This is a genomic window from Saccharopolyspora sp. ASAGF58, from assembly GCF_012277335.1.
Taxonomy (GTDB): domain Bacteria; phylum Actinomycetota; class Actinomycetes; order Mycobacteriales; family Pseudonocardiaceae; genus Saccharopolyspora; species Saccharopolyspora hattusasensis.
This window is the reverse complement of sequence record NZ_CP040605.1, coordinates 4,095,933-4,110,393: the sequence shown is the minus strand read 5'-3', so window position 1 is coordinate 4,110,393 and position 14,461 is coordinate 4,095,933. Positions and strand designations below refer to the sequence as shown.

Below are 14,461 nucleotides of genomic sequence, written 5' to 3'. Positions count from 1 at the left end.
CAGCGGCAACCACGGTGAGGGGCACCCGTGACCCCGGTTACTCGGTCACGGGTGCCCCTCACTCATTTGGCGCACGCTGAAGATATGGCTGCCCCAGCTGAAGGCACGCTGGGCTTCCTTCGCAGATGTCAGGCTCATGCGGAGACTGCGGTCGGTGCTGATGACCTCGAACAGCGTGCCCGGGACTGTGGAGGTTGACGGTGGCCCAGGACAACGGCCTCGCTAACGCGACCGTGCGAAGGTGGCAGCTCACAGAAACGCTTCGTCGGCTTCGCGAGGAAGCGGGACTGACAGCAAGGCCCCCAAAGTCGGTGTTCTGCTCTTCACTCGCACCCAGGCCGACTCCTTGATGCAAGGCCTCAAGAACAACAAGTTCGGTCAGGCCAGCTGACTGTGCACTGGGAGTGTCGGCGGCCAGTTCTGATGCCCACTCGCAGCCAATAAGCGGGGAGCTATCCAGACCGCGAATGTGATGATGAGTGACCGTGGGGATCATGGCCACCTGCGCTGCCGCTTTCGCGCTCGCATTCGCTGCCGTCCTCCTTCGGGTCGGCCGTGCCCGCGACCAGCACTCCGCGGCTTGCAACGTTGCGCTGAGCGTCTCCAAGCTTTGCGCGCGAATCGACTTCGAGCGACAACGCCACCACCACGTCGAAACCTACGGTTGCCACGCACTCCGGACGTGCGCTCCAGCCCCACCCCAAGACCGACGCCTCCCCGACCTCCTCCCCGACCGCGGAAGTTCGCAATGTTAGGGAAAATCGGGCATCCGGGTTGAGTTCCGCATGGCGGATCGACGGGCACCTGTCGCTGTACGTCACGGGATCGGTACTATCCGGCGTCGTTCGTCGAAGCGCTTGGGGGCACCACGGCATGACGCTGTTCAAGAACACCACGTACTCGGTCGACGACCTTGTCGGGCGGGTCGGTAAGGGCGAGATCGCGCTGCCAGACCTGCAACGCCCGTTCGTCTGGGATACCAGTAAGGTGCGCGACCTCTTCGACTCGCTGTACCGAGGCTTCCCGGTCGGCAGCCTGCACCTGTGGGAAGCCCGAGCCGAGCAGGAATCCCGTCAGATCGGCACGGATGCGAAGCAGTCCGGACCACGCTTGTTCGTGGTCGACGGCCAACAGCGCATCACATCCCTGTTCGCGGCCCTGACCGGCGTACCCGTGCTGTCCGACGACTTCGAGGATGTGCACATCCGGATCGCCTTCCGGCCCGCCGACGGGGCCTTCAGGGTGCACGACGCGACGGTGGAGAAGAATCCCGAGTTCATCCCCGACATCGCGGCGGGTTGGGCTGACGGCACCTATCGGGTCATCGACGACTTCCTCACCCGGCTCCAGGAACACCGCGAACTCGACAACATCGACCGGGACAAGCTGGCCAACGCCATCGGACAGCTGCACGCCATCCGGAACTACACCTTCCACGCTGTCGAACTGTCCAGCGCGGCCGATCCGGAGGAGGTTTCGGACATTTTCGTGCGGATCAACAGCAAGGGCACCCCGCTCAACCAGTCCGACTTCATTCTCACCCTGATGTCGGTGTTCTGGGACGACGGACGACGCGAACTGGAGAAGTTCTCGCAGGAAAGCCGACAGCCCAGCATCAAAGCGAACACCTCGTTCAACTGGCATCTGCAGCCCAAGCCACCGCAGCTGCTGCGCGTGATCATCGCCGTGGCTTTTCGGCGGGCTGTGCTACGTGCGGTGTACTCGCTCCTGCGCGGGCACGACATGCGGGGCGGCAAGCTCGACTCCGCTGATCGGCAGGGCCAGTTCGCCCGCTTGCAGCAGGCCCAAGCGCAGGTCCTCGACCTGTCAAACTGGCACGAGTTCCTGCGCTGCCTGGACCACGCCGGTTTCAGCAGCGGCCGGATTATCTCCAGCCAGAACACGGTCATGTACAGCTACGCGCTCTGGCTGATCGGCCGCATCGAGTATGAAGTGCCGGTCCACCAACTGCGGGAAACGATCGCCCGCTGGTTCTTCATGGCCCAGATCACCAGCAGGTACACGGGTTCCTTCGAAAGCCGCGCGGAATCGGACCTATCCGCAATCGATGCTCTCGCGACCAAGGACGCGCAGTCCTTCCTCGACCGCTTGAACCGGACCATCGACGACACGCTCACCGGCGACTTCTGGACAATCACGCTGCCCAACGAGCTGAACACCTCGGCATCCGGATCGCCGGCACTCTACAGCTACCTCGCCGCGCTGAACGTCCTAGAAGCCGACGTGCTGCTGTCGACGAGCAAGGTGAGCAGCCACCTAAACCCGTCCGTGCTCGCCACCCGGAATGTCGAACGCCACCGACTGTTCCCCCGCGACTATCTAGAAAACGCGCTGGGCGTAAACAGCTCCAAGCAGTACAACCAGATCGCGAACATGACGATCGTCGACTGGGTCGATGACATCCGCATCTCCGACCGGGCTCCGAGCGCATTCTGGCCGGAGCAGCTGGCAGCCAAGAATATCGGCGAGAACCAGCTCCAAATGCAGTTGAGACACCACGCATTGCCGAACGGTTGGGAACAGATGGACTTCCAGGAGTTCCTTGCCGAACGTCGCAGTCGCATGGCGAAGGTCATCCGCGAGGCGTTCTTCAAAATCGGCGAGACTACCTACCAACCCACCTACCAGCCTCCGACGCGCAGTTACCTGGAAACTCCCGCAGAATCCGCCGACAAGCGTAGCAACGAAGCGACAGACCTGTTCGGCAGCGGTGTGCTCGCGGACGGCGTCCGGTTGTACTCCGCGTCCGGCGACAAGGTGGTTACCGTCCGATCTGATGGCTCATTCGAGTTCGACGGCGAGGTCTACTCCAGCCTGGCCACGCTGACCGTCTTCGCCGGGTCCTCCCTGGACGGGCAGGACTTCTGGCAGCTGGAGGCCGACAGCGGGATGGTCACTCTGCGCTGGGCACTCATCGAGCACCGACGGCAGCAGAAGAAGTCAGCGTGAACCACCGTCCAACGCCATGACGATGTACGCGGCGGTCTCTTCCAGGCGGGAGATGACCGCAGCGGCCTCCTCCGCGGATACCGGTTGCCGCCGATTTGGATCTGCCTGGTCCAAATCCGCCTGATGCACGATCTGGTTCCGTCGCTCCATGATCCGCTTGAGCCGAGCCTGCACTTCTTTGGCATCCACCTGATCGCCATGCGCATGAGCCCGCTTCGCCACCTCGGCCCAGAGCTTGACGTCGGAAACGTGCTTAAAGGCCTCCTGGATGTAGCGCGGGTTCTGGTACGACTCGTGCCCGAACTCCCGGTCCAGCATTTCCCCGAAGACCGCTTCGCGCGATTCCCCACCGTAGTGGATCCGGTCGAAGAGGTCGACGGGAATGCTCAGCTTGCGCAGCCCAGAGGGCTTCGGCCCATCCGGCTTCAGCAGCAGCGCCAAAGCCCGGTGGCGGATCTCCTCGAACACCCAGTGGTCGAGGGCAGCAACGGCCATCACCCAGGCCGAGCGATACAGGTCCGTCACGTCGAAGTCCTGGATGTCCTGCGCTTCCAAGCGACGCCCACCGTCCACCAGGCCCCGGGCGTACTTGAGGTTCTCGCACAAGCGCCGAAAGGCGTGCGTCGTCTCGTTCATCGAGCCCCCAATAATCGACTTCCGCGCCAATGATGCCGCACCCGGCATGCGCTGGTGTGTACCGGCCAGAAAGGCGTATGCGTCGTTGGTGTGCAGTCCGAGTAATCGGTGGAATCCTACGAGCGCACCGACCGGCGCCAAGGGCCTCAACCTCGCGGTGTCCGATATGGACAGGGTGACCGCCGTCGCCGACCACTACCGGACCGGCAGCGCCACGGGTCCAGCACTTCTCCTGGTGGACGACGTCGATGACACACCGCTTCGGTGGCCCGGCCGCGGCCTTCGACCGCCGCTTGCAACGCTCCCAGTCCGACTACCTCCGCACCTCCACCGCGGCAGCCACCACCTTCGCCGAGAACTACGCCGGCTTCCCCCTGCGCTGAACCGGCCGGTGGAAAATGTGTTTCGCGGCGGGAGCACCGGCGGAATAATCGGTGCAATGGAGTTCAGGGACTTCGACGCGCGGGGTTATCGCACCGTTGACGTGCGCACCGGGTACGGCGAGTGGGTCACCAACTACGAGCAGACCGTCGAGGACGTCATGGACCTCGCGCTGCTGGACCAGCTCCAGGAGCCGTCGTGGGCGACCGTCACCCGGGCCGCCGACCTCGGCTGCGGGACCGGCCGGACCGGGCAGTGGCTGCGGGGCAAGGGAGTTCCGGCGATCGACGGGGTGGATCTCACCCCCGAGATGCTCGCCGTAGCGCAGCGCCGCGGCGCCCACGACCGGCTGGTGGAGGCCGACGTCGCGGCCACCGGCCTGGCGGACTCCGCCTACGACCTGGTGATCTCCTCGCTGATCGACGAGCACCTCGACGACCTGAACCCGCTGTACCGAGAGGCGTGGCGGCTGGCCGCGCCGAAGGCCGCGTTCGTCCTGGTGACGTTCCACCCGCACTTCATCATGACCTCGGGCATGCCCACCCACTACACCAACAGCGCCGGCGAATCGGTGGCCATCACCACCAACGTGCACCTCGTCAGCGACCACGTCGCGGCGGCGCTGGCGGCGGGCTGGCGACTGGCGGAGCTGCACGAGGGCGTGATCGACGACGCGTGGGTCGCGGTGAAGCCGAAGTGGGAACGCTTCCGCAACCACCCGATCTCCGCCGCCTACGTCTGGCGCAAGGACGGCTGATCCTTCCGTGGCCTGTGAGTGCTTTTGGGCGCTATGGCACAATGCCGCTTAGCTTGAGTTGATCTTGTTGTTGGTGGCGGGGATGATCTCGGGTGTGGTGGATGATGGCGTGGTGGCTGGGGCCCGGTTGACGGATCTGGTTTCGCTGGGGGTGCTGGCCTCGTCGGTTCCTCGGGATGTGGTCGATGAAGTGATCGTCGCGGCGGGGCGGCAGGCCAAGCGCTCGGATGGGAAGCTTCCGCCGCACGTCATGGTGTATTTCGTGATGGCGATGGCGTTGTTCGCCACGGAGGATTATGAGGAAGTCGCGGCCCGGCTGACCGATACGCTGGCGGCGTGGGGCTGCTGGGATCAGCAGTGGAGTCTGCCTACTTCGGGTGGGATCACCCAGGCTCGTCAGCGGTTGGGGGCCGAGCCGCTTGCGGAGTTGTTCGCCCGGGTCGCGGTCCCGGTGGCCGGGGAGCTGACCCGGGGTGCGTTTCTCGGGCCGTGGCGGTTGATGGCCATCGACGGGTTCGAGTGGGATGCACCGGACACCAAGGCCAACGGCGCGGAGTTCGGATACGGCGGCTCGGGGGAGAGCCGGTCGGCGTTTCCGAAGGTCCGTGTGGTGTCGGTCAGCGAGTGCGGCTCGCATGCGATGGTGGACGCTGAAATCGGTGGGGTCACCGGCAAGGGCAGCGGGGAACAGACCCTGGCGAGGCGATTGTACGGGCGCCTGCAGCCTGGCTGGTTGCTGATCGCCGACCGCAACTTCTACACCTGGCAGGACTGGTGCACCGCGGCTGACACGGGTGCGGAGCTATTGTGGCGCGTCAAGTCCAACACGAGGCTGCCGGTGCTGGGATCGCTGTATGACGGCTCCTACCGCTCGGTGCTGATCGAGGCGAAAATCCGGGGCAGGGCACGGCAAGCGCTCATCGACGCCGCCGCCCGCGGCGAGGATCTCCCTCCTGATCAGGCCAGGATTGTGCGGGTCGTGGAATACACGGTGCCCGACCGCGACGGCAACGGCAAGGGCGAACTGATCCGGCTGATCACCACTATCACCGACCCCACCGCAGCGCCGGCGGCGGCGTTGGCCGAGAGCTACCACCACCGCTGGGAACACGAAACCGCCAACGGACAGATCAAAACCGTCCTGCGCGGACCGGGAAGAGTGCTGCGGTCGAAAAGCCCCGACATGGTCCGCCAGGAGCTCTACGGCTACCTGCTCACCCACTACGCGATCAGCGCGCTGATCTGCCGGGCGGCCACCGAAGCCGACATCGACCCCGACCGGGTCAAATTCACCCGCACCGTCCGCATCGTCCGCCGCCGGATCGCCGATCCGGCGGCTTTTTCCCCCTGAACACCAGAAACGATCTCTGGCCGCTATCACCTCCGACATCACCGCCGCCCGCAACCTCAATCCCCGCCGCCGCCACCGCAGCTACCCCCGCGTGATCAAACGCGGCCGCCACAACGCCTACCGAGTCAAAAAACCCACCGACACCGGAACCCGCCACGACAGCCCGCCCAGCATCCAACTCACCCACACAGCAGCATGATCAAAATAGGCTAAGCGGCATTGCGCTAGGACACCGAAAAACACTCACCGGCCCTTGGCCCCAACCACTACCGGACCAGCGCTCCCCGGCGGGCGTGATCGGAATGGCCGTCCTCACGGTCGTCGACGGCGGTCTGGCCGCAGTCATGAAGGCCCGCCGCCGGCAGTGACCCGGTCGGGCGACACCGGGAATGCCTGGCCGACCACCTCCGTTGGCCAGTGACATGACCGCAACCCTCGGCAAGCTCGGCATCTGGCGGATTTCCACGGCACTCGACCCCGAACTGGCGATCGAGGTCGAGAAACTCGGATACGGCACGATCTGGATCGGCGGCTCGCCGCCCGCGGACCTGGCGCTGGCGGAACGGCTGCTGGACGCCACCGACTCGATCACGGTCGCCACCGGGATCGTGAACATTTGGAACTCCGCCCCTCAGGCCGTCGCCGCGTCGTACCAGCGGATCGTCGCAAAGCACCCGGACAGGTTCGTCCTCGGCATCGGCGCCGGGCACCGCGAGATTACGGACACCTACACCAGGCCGTACCAGGCGCTGGTCGACTACCTCGACCAGCTAGACGCCGCCGGGGTGCCGAAGACCGACCGGGTGCTCGCCGCGCTCGGCCCGAAGGTGCTCGAGCTCGCCGGCGACCGGGCCGCGGGAGCGCACCCCTACCTGACGGTTCCCGCGCACACGAGGCGGGCCAGGGAGATCCTGGGCGACGCACCGCTGCTCGCCCCGGAGCAGAAGGTCGTGGTCGACACCGACCAGAACCGGGCCCGCGCCACCGGTCGCGCCTCGGTGGGCATGTACCTGAACCTGAACAACTACACCCGTAACCTGCGCCGCTTCGACTTCACCGACGACGATCTCGCGCCACCCGGCAGCGACCGCCTGATCGACGCTGTGGCCCTGCACGGCACCGCGGCCGAGATCGCCGAAGGCATCAACGCGCACCTGGATGCGGGCGCGAACCACGTGAGCATCCAAGCCCTCGGCGACGACCCGCTGCCGTCCTACCGCGCACTCGCCGAAGCGCTCCGCTGACTTCAGGACTCAACCCGGGACGCATCGGGGTTTCTCCCCGATGTGCGGGCCAAGGCACAGCAGGAGGATTCTCCCGTCCTGAGTAGAACGATCGGGGGAGTCTTGCGTGAGGACGTCCTGGTCGAGGTCGCCGTGGACGTTCTTCGCGCTGGTCTTCGTCCTCGGGGCCCCGTTCACGCTCCTCGGCGAGCTCTCCGACGTGCGGCTTCCGGCGAACATGCCGTTGAGCGCCCTGCAGTTCGTGTCCGCTGGTAGCGGCGGTGATCCTCGTTTACCGCAACGACGACAGCGGCGGGGTACGCAGGCTGCTCCGAAGTGCCTTCGACGCTTCGAGGATCAAGCGGGCCTGGTACGCGCCGATCCTGCTCATCGTGCCCGTGGTCACGTTGGTGTCGTACTGGCTGATGCGCATCGCCGGGGAGCCGCTCCCCGAACCGCACATCTCGTTGTCGGCGGTGCTGGTCTACTTCGCGCTCTACAACGTGATCGTCGATCAGCACATAGAGTGCGGTCAGGAGGGTGTCCAGGTTCTTTGCTCACACATTGATCTTGGACGCCCTCCGCTCATGCCCTCGACTCGGGGCCACGCCACTTCACATGATCTTCTTCACCGCGCCGCCCGAGCCGCCGGCGGAAGCGGTCGCGACATCTTGGTCAGCCGGTCGTGCGGTGTCCACATCGGACGGTTGGGTGTGCGCGGTGCAGGACCAAGGCCCGTGAGCGTTTTTCGGTGCTATGGCACCCAAAAGCACTCACGGCCAGGTGGCGACCTTCGCGGGCCGTGCCGCAACGGGTCGCGGGTCTGCTTCTCGTCGACACCAAGGCTGTCGCCGACAACGACGAGCAGCGTGCCCACCGCCTCAAGGTCGCGGATCGAGCGGAACGCGAGGGCACCGGCGGCCGGCTCGCGGAGAGCACCCTGCCGAACCTGCTGGAAGCACGACGCACGAAACGACGGCCAGAGGTCGTCGCCAGCGTCCGAGTCCCTGTGCGGGCGGGAACAACGTGGTCGTCGACGAGCACGTAGAGTGCGCTCAGGAGGGTGTTTAGTTCTTTATTCACACATTGAGCTTGGCGGCATGTTCGACGTAGCGACGTTGACCGGATTCTTCGCCGCAGCAGCGGCAATCGTGCTGCTGCCCGGACCTGGTCAGACGCTGGTGCTTGCCAGGGTCGCCAGCGGCGGTCGGCGAGCAGGCGTGGTCACCACGTTGGGCCTGAACACCGGGACACTGCTGCACGCGGCAGCCGCGGCGGCAGGATTGTCCGCGGTGCTGGCGACTTCTGCGACCGCGTTCACGACGGTGAAGATCGCGGGAGCGGTTTACCTGGTGTGGCTGGGAATCGCGGCCTGGCGATCCGGCGGCGAGGACGAGCACGTCGTTGCGGCCCGAGCGCGCCCGGGCCGGTTGTACCCCGGTGCCCTGGTCACCGGCGTGCTAAATCCCAAGGTCGCGGTGTTCTTCCTGGCTTTCCTCCCCCAGTTCGCCCACCCCGAGAACGGTTGGGTGTTCGGGCAATTCACAGTGTTGGGAGCGCTGCTCGCGACGCTGTCGGTGCTGTGGGACTGCGCCTTGAGCACCACGGCCGGAGCGATGTCGAAGAAGCTCGCGGGGAACGCCAGGTTCGCCCGGTGGCGCCAACGGATCACGGCGACCGTCCTCATCGGTCTCGGGATCCGTATGGCCCTGACCGAACAACGCTGACCGCGTCACGGGTCGGTCTGCTCAACCTCGTGCAGCCTGCGCCGCAGATGCGCGCGTTCGGGTTCGGTACCCACCAGTTCGAGCGCCTCCCGGTAGGCCGCACGACCCTGACCAGGAACAATCCGAGTTCTTCAATGCGGGCGCGCCTCGGTTCGCTCCGCCAGGTGCTCGGCCGAGGTGTCGAGGACGGCCAGGAAGGCCTTCGCCGCGGGTGTCAAGCCGACGTCGTTCCAGACCAGGTGCTCGACGCGGGCCGGTGCGTCGGACACCGGGATGGCGCGCACGCCGGCGAGCTGCGGCACGTAGGTGGACGGGAGCATGGAGATGCCCAGGCCCTGCCGGATGAGCTTCGCCATGAGATCGGGGGCCTGCACTTCAAAGGCGACATCGCGGTCAAGGCCCGCCGCCGAGAATGCCTGGTCGGATTGGGCACGGCCGGCGGTTCCGGCCGTGAAGTCCACGAACACCTCGGATGAAAGCCGGCGGAGGTCGACCTCCGGTTCCTCCGAGAGGGGATGCCCGGGCGCGACCACGGCAACGAGCCGATCTCGGGCGAGTTCCCGGCCGCGGACACCGCGGGGCCGGGCCGTGGTCGGCAGCCCGAGGCAGGCGACATCGATGGCTCCTTGCCTGACCTGCTCGACGAGCTTCTCGCTGCCGCCAACGCGCAGGCCGATGCGCACGTGCGGGTACCGGCTGCGGAACTCGCGCAGCGCGGCCGGGATGTCCACCGCGGCGACGGTGGGGATCACGCCAACGGTGAGCCGCCCGCGCACCTCGCCGAGGGCCGCTGCGACCTCGGCGGCCGCGCGCTCCGCAGCGTCCAGGCATTGGCGGGCGGCGGGGAGAAATGCTGCACCGGCAGGCGTGAGCCGCACCCGACGACTGTTGCGCTCGAAGAGCTTGCCGCCGAGTTCCCGTTCCAGGCGCGCGATCTGGTGGCTGAGCGCGGACTGGACGACCAGACACCGCTCGGCGGCGCGGGTGAAGCTGCTCGTCTCCGCGACCGCGACGACGTAGCGCATCTGCTGGAGCTCCATCCATCCATCGTGCATCGAGATGGATCAGTTGACAAACATGTATTGGACTCATTGATGCAGGTCGAATGAGACTTAGATCGTGATGAACCAGACGACCTCCGGCAGCGGGAGCACTGCAGCCCGCACAGCGCTGACGGCGCTCGCGCCCATGGTGTGGGGCACGACCTACGTGGTCACCACCGAGCTCCTACCCCCAGGAAATCCCATGTCCGCAGGGCTTCTGCGCGCGTTGCCCGCAGGGCTGATCGCTTTGGTGATCACGCGGACCCTGCCGAACGGGACGTGGTGGGCGAAGGCGGCGGTGCTCGGCGTGCTGAACATAGGGATGTTCTTCCCACTGCTGTTCGTGGCGGCCGAAAGCCTGCCAGGAGGCGTTGCCGCCACGCTGGCTGCGGCCCAGCCGCTCATCGTGGCAGTCCTGGCAGTGACCGTCCTCGGCGAGCATCCTTCGGCTTGGCGCTTCGGCTGGGGGGTGGTCGGTGTACTGGGCGTCGGCCTAGTGGTGATCGGTCCGGATGCGGCGTTCGACGTCCCCGGGATCCTGGCGGGCCTGGCGGGCGCGGCATCGATGGCGCTGGGGGTAACGCTAACCAAGCGGTGGGGTCGTCCTGCGGAAGCCAGCCCCACCGCGTTCGCCGGCTGGCAACTCACCGCCGGCGGTCTTTTCCTCCTGCCCGTCACGTTCCTGTTCGAGGGGCCACCGCCCGCGATCGACGGGACGGCCGCGCTCGGCTACCTCTGGCTGGGCCTGGTCGGCGGTTTGGCCGCCTACGTCTTGTGGTTCCGCGGCATCACCACGTTGCCGGTCACCTCGGTCGCCCTCCTCGGCCTGTTGTCGCCGATGGCTGCTGCGCTACTCGGAGTCCTCCTGCTCGATCAGATGCTCGGCCCGATCCAACTGCTCGGCTTCGCGCTCTCGCTCGCCGCAATCGCCGCAGGCCAGTTCTCGCCGCGAACCCGCTCCCCACTTCCGAACCTCACCGCGCAAAGGACTGCTCGATGAAGATCGCCGTAATCGGAGCCACCGGCATGGTCGGCTGAGGAGGGCGCGTCCCGAATCTCGGCAGAAGACCTCGCGGTAGCGGTCCTCGACGAACTGGAGAACCCCCGCAACGAGCAACACTTCACCGTCGCCTACTGAGAAAAAGCGCTGAGCCCGCAGCCCCTCGGGCAACAGCCTGCAAGGGTCTACCGGCGCGCTGCCGAAAGACCCACGAGGACGACACCTCGACCGGTACTGCCCGACGGACCATTGGCCGGCTCAGCCGGTCACGGGGTGGTTCATGGGAACCGGCGCGGGCGATGGCGCCGAGTGAACCCGGGGGGCGAACACCTGCGGCGTTGAGAATGAGATCCGCCATCGCTTCGGGGTGCGACAGATCGGCAGGTGGCTGGAGTCGAGTTCTATGGTCGTCGCCCCCATGCGCGCAGCGAGGAACCTTTCAAGATCAGGCGTCGTGATTCTGTCATTCTTCGACACCGCGTACCAGGTCGGTTTGTGCCTTCACGCCGCGACGCTCGTCTTCGACGAGAACAGCGAACTCGATATGGGGCGCTGCACGGCGTAAAGGCCGAGCGCGCGACTTCTGGGCACGTCGCCGGCGAAATCGCGCAGGAGGATTCCTGGCTCAGTTGTTCGAAGTCGGCGAATTTGACGATCCCGGATTTCGCAAGCGGCTGCGGGAACCGTGCCGCGAGGGCGGCGTAGTCCTCGCCGGCGTCCGGTGCACGAGCTGCGACGTAAACCATACCGGTGACATTCGGGGAAGGTCCCGCATCCGAGATGACCGTTCCTCCCCAGGAATGAGCGGCCAGGACCGTCGAAGTGCTTGCGAGACGCCGACAAGTTGGAGCTCGTCCTGCAGGCCCGGGAGTACCTGTGCGAGGACTACACGCAGCTGGACGAGTGGGTGCGATCGGGCGTGGAGGCAATGACGACGCCACGGGAAAGGCGTTGGCCCGGCGGCTTTGGAGGTGTCGCCGGGTTAGTGGTGGAGCTCGTTCGCTCGCGCTGTCGATCGAAGCTGAGTGGGACACAAAGAGCCGCCCCGCCGGTATTTCCGGGACGGCTCTTTTCATACATTCAAAGAGCTTAGCCATTGTCCGACACGAGGTCGGCGCGATCTAGATGGATCTAGATGACGCTACACCGAAGCGGCTACGCAAAAGACCGAAACTCAATCAGACGCAAGAGGTTCCTGACGCGTTGCCCTGGCTTCAGCCTCGGCGGCGTCCCACGTCTGCCGGTAGCTACGCAGCCTCGGCAACCGATCTTGCACACCCCACACGGCGCGCGCGGCAATGGTCTCCACGATGCCCTCATGCTCGATCAGAGGTTCATGGAGGTCCTGAACCACGTCGGCGATGCTGGCGGCCTGAACCGCTGGAGCCCAACGCGCTAGCAGATCCATCAGCGTCGGCAAGCTGCTGACCTTCAAGTACTCCGACGTCTGGTCCTGATTGCTGACCGCAATGAGGTACTCGCTGCGGCCATCCTGGTCGCGTTGCCAGGTGAGCAGATTCAGGCTCGCCCACTCCCCAGCGCCGAGCCTGAGGTATGGACTCCACCCTTGCGACTCCAGATAGTCCCCGACATCAGTCAGGTCAGAGGCACCGCCGGACACGTCGTATGGCTCCCACTTGCCGTCATCGGAGAGCTGCAAATCCCTAGGTGAGTTCACGGCGGTCACAGTACGACACCAGCTCGGCTCGTCACTCCTTGAACCCATCAGGCTGCCCTTTGGGTCAGCATTCGAGTGCCCGGACGAGCAGATCCTTGATCCCGGCGACTCGTGGTCGACGAAGTCCTTGATGGGTTGCAGGCGGGAGCGTTTGGCACCGGCGCACCAGCCGTGCAGGTACTCGGCGGCGTAGCTGGGGTCCTGGTCGTAGAAGGCTTGGAAGTCTTCCCGCCAGCGCAGGGCGCGCGCGGTGGCCAGTTGCGCCGACGGCCGCATCAGCTGTTGCAGCTCGCGACGCTGCGTGACCGAGAGGTTGGACCAGTTCTTCAGCCACAGCCAGCGGGTGTGCTTGAGCTCGGGACGGGTGGCGATCTCGGTCCGCCGTACCGCGTCAACGGCCTCGGACAGCTTGGCCGCCAGGTGATACCGGTCGAAGGTCAGCCGCGCGTGGGGTTTCGCCGATGCCGGCGATGAACGCCGCACTCATGTCCGAGCTGGTGGTGTGCACCTTCTTGGGGTCGCCACCGTGGGCGGCCAGATCCGCGGCGAACCGCTCGACCGTGGCGGCGTCGCGGCCTTCGGTGGCGAAGGGCGGGCACCCGGGCGGTGTCGAGATCGGCGAACAGGCTGATGTAGTCCTGCCCCGGCGAGCCGAGGTCTCATCCATCCCCACCCGCCGCACCGACGAGAAGTCCTCACCGGCCCGGGCAGTACGCACATGATGCTCCACAACCCGCCATACCCGGACTCGTTCGAACGTGTGGACTAACCGGCCGTTATCTGCTGAAACCACAGCGAGCTCGTGCTCCGTCTTGCCCGGTCTGACGTCGCGCCGGGGCAGATCATGACCGGTTCGCCTGTCGTAGTTCTAGGGTCCAGCCTCTCCGGGGATCGGCATCCTCGCGTACACCGTTGCCGTGATCGTGTCGGCTTCCAGCCCCTGGATGGCCAGCACCGCGAACCCGCCACCACGCTCCGCCGACCCGCCCGCTGGGTCGACCAAAGGAGGTGCCTTCACCGTCCCCAGGACGGTAGTAGCTCGTCAACGTGGGGCTCGGCGTTCCTCGATCTTTGACGAGTCGGCCGCTCAGGAAGGCGTGGAGATGATCTCTCTGCGCTTTCCCCACACGTGTTTCACCTGGGGTTTTGTGGGGCAGGTGGGACTTGAACCCACGACCTGACGGGTCATGAGACCACTCCCCCGTTGTCTGCCATCACCTGACATAGCCAGCAACTTTCACAATCGCACACGCCATAAGGGCACGTTGTTTGCCGACGTTCGACAGGGTTTTGTGCGGGTAAAGCATGGAGATGATCTTGAGTCGTCTTGGTGTTGTCGACCTCCTGCCGCAACAAACCAGGGCGGCCGAACCCTGAACCCGCGGATCTCGTTTCCGTGGTCAACAACGTCTGCCATTGCCTGCCAACACCTTTGACTACCTGCGCGAACGCAAGTTGCTCATCCCGTCTTGCCTGCTGTCGTTTGCTGTCGTTTGCGGAGGATTTTTGGCAATAGATTGGCAATCGCTTCCCTGCTCCCACGACCCGATGCGAAGCAAATTGCCCGGTGGCGGGCAAGGCCAAGAGGCCGAACTCCGGAGCACACACCGTGGTGCGCTTGCCCATAGTCGGCACCGCCGGGTCTTGTCGTGCTGCCGACCTAACCGAGTCACAAACTGATCACAATAAGTAACA

Annotated in this window: 12 protein-coding genes and 1 pseudogene; 8 read left to right on the top strand and 5 right to left on the bottom strand. The window is 65.6% G+C overall.

Annotated features, from left to right (window positions below; translation table 11 throughout):
* Positions 1 to 774: 774 nt before the first annotated feature.
* Positions 775 to 2,970, top strand: coding sequence for a DUF262 domain-containing protein (locus tag FDZ84_RS19720; protein ID WP_246868286.1), 2,196 nt, complete (start codon positions 775 to 777; stop codon positions 2,968 to 2,970).
* On the opposite strand, the gene FDZ84_RS19715 is transcribed toward FDZ84_RS19720, so the two are convergent.
* Positions 2,962 to 3,747 carry a hypothetical protein gene (locus FDZ84_RS19715; RefSeq protein WP_168584109.1) on the bottom strand — a complete coding sequence of 262 codons (786 nt, stop codon included), beginning with the start codon at positions 3,745 to 3,747 and terminating at the stop codon, positions 2,962 to 2,964. The two genes, FDZ84_RS19720 and FDZ84_RS19715, sit on opposite strands and share 9 nt — an antisense overlap.
* Before the next feature lie 107 nt (positions 3,748 to 3,854).
* On the opposite strand from FDZ84_RS19715, the gene FDZ84_RS40025 reads away from it, so the two are divergent.
* The 4 genes from FDZ84_RS40025 to FDZ84_RS19695 all read left to right on the top strand — a co-directional run bounded on the left by FDZ84_RS40025 (position 3,855) and on the right by FDZ84_RS19695 (position 7,339).
* The gene (locus FDZ84_RS40025; RefSeq protein WP_256413546.1) at positions 3,855 to 3,989 is read left to right on the top strand and encodes a hypothetical protein; all 135 of its coding nucleotides are present in this window, start codon (positions 3,855 to 3,857) and stop codon (positions 3,987 to 3,989) included.
* A gap of 56 nt (positions 3,990 to 4,045) precedes the next feature.
* On the top strand, positions 4,046 to 4,744 hold the full coding sequence (locus tag FDZ84_RS19705; protein ID WP_168587113.1) for a class I SAM-dependent methyltransferase: 699 nt from the start codon (positions 4,046 to 4,048) through the stop codon (positions 4,742 to 4,744).
* 82 nt (positions 4,745 to 4,826) lie between these two features.
* Positions 4,827 to 6,095 (top strand): IS4 family transposase, encoded by a 1,269-nt coding sequence (locus FDZ84_RS19700; RefSeq protein ID WP_168587112.1) that lies wholly within the window; start codon positions 4,827 to 4,829, stop codon positions 6,093 to 6,095.
* Positions 6,096 to 6,517: 422 nt separating this feature from the next.
* Positions 6,518 to 7,339, top strand: a complete 822-nt coding sequence (locus FDZ84_RS19695; protein WP_168587111.1) for an LLM class F420-dependent oxidoreductase — start codon at positions 6,518 to 6,520, stop codon at positions 7,337 to 7,339.
* 271 nt (positions 7,340 to 7,610) lie between these two features.
* Here the strand turns inward: FDZ84_RS19695 and FDZ84_RS19690 are convergent, their stop codons facing one another.
* A complete protein-coding gene (locus tag FDZ84_RS19690) occupies positions 7,611 to 7,751 on the bottom strand; it encodes a hypothetical protein (RefSeq protein ID WP_168584108.1) in 141 nt (46 codons plus the stop codon).
* A 369-nt stretch (positions 7,752 to 8,120) separates the two neighbouring features.
* Here FDZ84_RS19690 and FDZ84_RS39010 point away from each other — a divergent pair, with 369 nt between their 5' ends.
* Both FDZ84_RS39010 and FDZ84_RS19680 read left to right on the top strand, forming a co-directional pair.
* Positions 8,121 to 8,366 carry a hypothetical protein gene (locus FDZ84_RS39010; protein ID WP_246868285.1) on the top strand — a complete coding sequence of 82 codons (246 nt, stop codon included), beginning with the start codon at positions 8,121 to 8,123 and terminating at the stop codon, positions 8,364 to 8,366.
* Positions 8,367 to 8,418: 52 nt separating this feature from the next.
* On the top strand, positions 8,419 to 9,045 hold the full coding sequence (locus FDZ84_RS19680; RefSeq protein ID WP_168587110.1) for a LysE family translocator: 627 nt from the start codon (positions 8,419 to 8,421) through the stop codon (positions 9,043 to 9,045).
* A 131-nt stretch (positions 9,046 to 9,176) separates the two neighbouring features.
* Here FDZ84_RS19680 and FDZ84_RS19675 read toward each other — a convergent pair whose 3' ends face one another.
* The gene (locus FDZ84_RS19675) at positions 9,177 to 10,085 is read right to left on the bottom strand and encodes a LysR substrate-binding domain-containing protein (protein ID WP_168587109.1); all 909 of its coding nucleotides are present in this window, start codon (positions 10,083 to 10,085) and stop codon (positions 9,177 to 9,179) included.
* A gap of 82 nt (positions 10,086 to 10,167) precedes the next feature.
* On the opposite strand from FDZ84_RS19675, the gene FDZ84_RS19670 reads away from it, so the two are divergent.
* A complete protein-coding gene (locus FDZ84_RS19670; RefSeq protein WP_168587108.1) occupies positions 10,168 to 11,088 on the top strand; it encodes an EamA family transporter in 921 nt (306 codons plus the stop codon).
* Positions 11,089 to 12,262: 1,174 nt separating this feature from the next.
* Here the strand turns inward: FDZ84_RS19670 and FDZ84_RS19660 are convergent.
* Positions 12,263 to 13,433, bottom strand: a pseudogene (locus FDZ84_RS19660) (transposase).
* 518 nt (positions 13,434 to 13,951) lie between these two features.
* Positions 13,952 to 14,392, bottom strand: coding sequence for a hypothetical protein (locus tag FDZ84_RS19650; RefSeq protein ID WP_168587105.1), 441 nt, complete (start codon positions 14,390 to 14,392; stop codon positions 13,952 to 13,954).
* Between the last annotated feature and the right edge of the window lie 69 nt (positions 14,393 to 14,461).

What these genes read in the sequence shown, in the direction of transcription:
- FDZ84_RS40025 (WP_256413546.1), top strand. Translation starts at nt 3,855, where the DNA reads ATGACACACCGCTTCGGTGGCCCGGCCGCGGCCTTCGACCGCCGCTTG.
- FDZ84_RS19705 (WP_168587113.1), top strand. Translation starts at nt 4,046, where the DNA reads ATGGAGTTCAGGGACTTCGACGCGCGGGGTTATCGCACCGTTGACGTG.
- FDZ84_RS19700 (WP_168587112.1), top strand. Translation starts at nt 4,827, where the DNA reads ATGATCTCGGGTGTGGTGGATGATGGCGTGGTGGCTGGGGCCCGGTTG.
- FDZ84_RS19695 (WP_168587111.1), top strand. Translation starts at nt 6,518, where the DNA reads ATGACCGCAACCCTCGGCAAGCTCGGCATCTGGCGGATTTCCACGGCA.
- FDZ84_RS19690 (WP_168584108.1), bottom strand. Translation starts at nt 7,751, where the DNA reads ATGCGCATCAGCCAGTACGACACCAACGTGACCACGGGCACGATGAGC.
- FDZ84_RS19680 (WP_168587110.1), top strand. Translation starts at nt 8,419, where the DNA reads ATGTTCGACGTAGCGACGTTGACCGGATTCTTCGCCGCAGCAGCGGCA.
- FDZ84_RS19675 (WP_168587109.1), bottom strand. Translation starts at nt 10,085, where the DNA reads ATGGAGCTCCAGCAGATGCGCTACGTCGTCGCGGTCGCGGAGACGAGC.
- FDZ84_RS19670 (WP_168587108.1), top strand. Translation starts at nt 10,168, where the DNA reads ATGAACCAGACGACCTCCGGCAGCGGGAGCACTGCAGCCCGCACAGCG.
- FDZ84_RS19650 (WP_168587105.1), bottom strand. Translation starts at nt 14,392, where the DNA reads ATGGGCAAGCGCACCACGGTGTGTGCTCCGGAGTTCGGCCTCTTGGCC.